At 34.8% G+C, this 3637-nt stretch carries 3 protein-coding genes; 2 read left to right on the top strand and 1 reads right to left on the bottom strand.

All coding sequences use genetic code 11. The annotated features are described in order from the left end of the window. Window positions 1-240 precede the first annotated feature (240 nt). A complete protein-coding gene (locus ACZ2M0_RS09310; RefSeq protein ID WP_490059270.1) occupies window positions 241-1011 on the top strand; it encodes a hypothetical protein in 771 nt (256 codons plus the stop codon). A gap of 136 nt (window positions 1012-1147) precedes the next feature. Further along, complete coding sequence (locus tag ACZ2M0_RS09305; protein WP_223902822.1) at window positions 1148-2119, top strand: Gfo/Idh/MocA family protein; 972 nt, start codon at window positions 1148-1150, stop codon at window positions 2117-2119. 189 nt (window positions 2120-2308) lie between these two features. Here ACZ2M0_RS09305 and ACZ2M0_RS09300 read toward each other — a convergent pair whose 3' ends face one another. Continuing rightward, entirely contained in the window at window positions 2309-3118 is an 810-nt protein-coding gene (locus ACZ2M0_RS09300) for an SLAP domain-containing protein (RefSeq protein ID WP_490059269.1), read from the bottom strand. Between the last annotated feature and the right edge of the window lie 519 nt (window positions 3119-3637).

The raw sequence follows: 3637 nt of genomic DNA, 5'->3' as shown, positions 1-3637 counted from the left end.
ATTTTTGTTTGACGGTAAATTTAACCATAGTAAAACCCTCCAGTTGGATTTTTGTCCAATCTCGAGGGTTAACTTCACTCATTAATGTACAAAACAATTTTTATCATTTTTAAACTCTATTGCGTCAGTGATGCAGTTGTTACGCTGAAAAAATCGGACAAGTTTTTATATCAACTTGACTAAAAATGCTATATAATTTTCTTAAGGTAAAATAAGAATATTAAAAAGGAGATGTCCACAATGAAATTGAAGAAATTTTTGTCGGCTATGTTATTGTCTGCCACTTTAGTTGGTGGTGGTCTAACTCATGCAAAAACAGTCGATGCAGCATTATCAAAAAAGCAGGCTATTGCAATTGTTAAAAAGAAAGAGAGCAACCAAACTAGTGGCCAATATACTACCAGCACAAAGATTAAAAGTGGTAAGCAAAAAATAAATTTCGACTCTCATGGTGCTTTTACCACCAAGCCTGAACTAGTTCAAGCCATTACTAAAGTAAAATCTGGCAAACACGCTGAAACAGTAGAGCAATGGATTGATATGGACGCAAAACGTGTCTACACCAAAGCAGATGGCAAATGGCAATATACACCTATTGCAGACGCTGATACTGCCAAAACTGATATAAAAAAATATAGCAGCGATCTGAAGAAATTTGCTAAAAGCATCACTACTGATTTGAGCAAAAATGCCAAACTTAGTCATAAAGATGGAGTTTATACCCTCAAAAGTAATGTCAATATTACTAAGGCAAGTAAATTTCTGAACAAAATTTTTAAAGACTATAAGGTAGATCTCAAGTCGTTCAAAAAGCACGTTAAACTCAGCAAGTGTAATGTTACTTTTAAAATCAAAGATAAAAAAGTAACAAGCCTGGCGACTTCTTTTAAAATGAACTACGACAAAAAGACGCCAGCTTCATTCAACTTTAGAATCTTTGGCTTAGGCAATTCCGAGTCTTTGAAGTTACCTGACGAAGTCAAAAGCGCCACTGCAGCTCCAGCAAACTAATGTTACTAAAAATATGGAAAAACAATTTTTAGTAAATATTTAACTATCATAAATTATGGTGCTTTTAGGTTACTTAATGAGCTAAAATGACTATAGAGTCATTTAAATATTTTCATTAGTAATCGGAGGTCCAAAAATGAAATTAGGAATTATTGGCAGTGGTAAAATTGTTCACGATTTTTTAACGACTGCTGCTAAAATTAAAGGCCTTGAACTTGCAGCAATCTCCACTACCAAACGTAGCCAGCCAATTGCGACAGATTTAGCTAAACAATATAACATTAAAGAAGTTTTTGCAGATAACGAGCAGTTGTGTCGCGATGAAAATGTCGACACAGTTTATGTAGCCGTGCCTAATTCTTTACATTATGAAATTGTAAAAGAAGCTCTTCTTGCAGGCAAAAATGTTATTTGCGAAAAGCCATATGTAGAAACTGTTGCTCAAGCTAAAGAACTTAAAGAAATAGCTGATAAAAGGGATTTAATCATAGTTGAAGCAATCACAAATATTCATCTGCCAAATTTTAAAGCAATTAAACAGCAAGTAGCTGAAATTGCACCTATTCACATTATTTCTTTAAACTATACGCAATATTCCAGTCGCTATGATGATTTTTTGCAAGGTAAAATTGCACCTGTATTCGATCCCGCTAAAGATGGCGGAACTCTCACGGATTTAAACATTTACAATATTCACTTAGCTGTTGGTTTATTCGGTGAACCGGAAAAAGTGCAATATTATCCCGTAATGCAAAAACAAGTTGATACTTCAGGCATACTTAATTTAGTTTATCCTGATAAACAAGCAGTTTTAATTGCTGCAAAAGACAGCTATACTACTCCCAGATCATTTATTGAAGGTGAAAAAGGAACTATCTATTTTGACGGTTCAACTGGTGTTATTAAAAGCTTCATGGTTGAACACAGACACGGTGATAACAGTAAGTTCAACTTCAATCAGTTTGATCACCGGATGGCAAGTGAGTTTACGGATTTTGTGAAAATTATTGATACCCATGACACACAGAAAGCTAATGATTTATACGAGCATAGCATAGCCGTCATGGATGTATTAGCTAGAGCAAAGCAGTCTGTTTCTAATAATTAAGACTTATTGACTAAAAACGCAATCAGTTCTCCAGTTGAGAAAGTTGCGTTTTTTTGTATCAAAAAAAGAGGTCCGAGAATCTTTTAAAGACCTGTAAAAGCAAGTCTTCAAAAACACCTAAAACCTCTTTATCTATGATATTAAATTTTACTCAATAATTTGTATCAAAAGTAAATTAATGATTACTCATTACTTTGAAGGATTTGAAGGGGTTGAGCCATTAGAACCTGTTGAACCAGTAGAGCCGTTAGACCCGTTGGAACTAGTTGAGCCTGTTGAACCGTTGGAGCTAGTCGAACCATTGGAGCCGGTTGAACCAGTGGAACCGTTAGAGCTGGTTGAGCCAGCTGAGCTGCCGTTTGAGCCTGTTGAGCTAGTTGAACCAGCTGAGCTACCGTTGGAACCGGTTGAGCTAGTTGAACCAGCTGAGCTACCGTTGGAACCGGTTGAGCCATTAGAACTAGTTGATGGGGTTGAAGTTGGTTTTGTAGCAGTCTTCTTCTTAGCTAAAGCACTTGCTTTAATGTAGCCTGCTGAAGTTGAGTAGTACTTCTTGCCCTTAATGGTAACAGCTGCGCCAAATACAGTTACTTTTTGGCCCTTACGAACTTTACCGTTCTTTAAAGCTTTGCCACTTCTGGTAACCAAAACAGTGTTCTTAGCTACTTTAGCAGCCTTGCCCGTAACATTTACAGCTTTGACATATTGATTCTTGCCAACTTTGTAGTAAACCTTGCCCTTAACAGTCTTCTTGCCAAGAACAGTCACTTTTTGACCAACCTTAAGTGTCTTCTTAGTCTTAACTAATTTCTTGCCCTTTAGCTTGTAAACAGCAGAATTAGCACCGACTTTCTCGGTCTTAACAGCCTTCTTAGCTGCACTAACTTCAGTTGGGGCACTACTTAGAGCGTTGGTTGGTAACTGATTAACACCAACAGCTAATAATGTTGCACCAGCTACTGAAACTATCATTTTTTTATAAAAATTATTTTTACTCATTTTTTTGAGCCTTCCTTTTTCATTGACATTTCGACGCCCCAAGCTAAACAGTCTTAAGAACGCTATAACTCTCATTGAGTTACATGAAAGTTATTTTATCACTATAAGCACCTAAAAAAAAGACTATTGTTTTAATATATAATTTTTTATTTAAAGTATTTTTAGACTAAATGAAAGATTGCTATATATTGTATATTTAAATACATTATGTATATAACAATTTTTTAAAATAGTTTATACCTTAATAAAAACATGGAATATATTGATTATTATTAGAGTAATAGCATCATGATCAAACTAGAGGACGCAACTCCGATTGAATTTCGTAAATTAGTCCTCAGCAAAGACAAGAAATTTGTTCATATTTTAATGTTTGACTTTATTTAAATAGAAAACTACATTTTTGAACAAAAAAGCCTAAGCCTTGAAGTTAACCCTCTAGATTTGAAGTGCTCCATAATAGTTAGACATTAATCTGACTATTAGGAGCACTTTTTTCATGACTAAATATTCAACTAC

This window comes from Lactobacillus sp. VURO6/B1 (VP7) (assembly GCF_058139575.1).
Note: the sequence above shows the minus strand (reverse complement) of the source record. Positions and strands in the feature narration are given on the sequence as shown.

Excerpts from the sequence above, each read along its gene's own strand:
- ACZ2M0_RS09300 (WP_490059269.1), bottom strand. The coding sequence starts at position 3,118 with ATGAGTAAAAATAATTTTTATAAAAAAATGATAGTTTCAGTAGCTGGT.
- ACZ2M0_RS09310 (WP_490059270.1), top strand. The coding sequence starts at position 241 with ATGAAATTGAAGAAATTTTTGTCGGCTATGTTATTGTCTGCCACTTTA.
- ACZ2M0_RS09305 (WP_223902822.1), top strand. The coding sequence starts at position 1,148 with ATGAAATTAGGAATTATTGGCAGTGGTAAAATTGTTCACGATTTTTTA.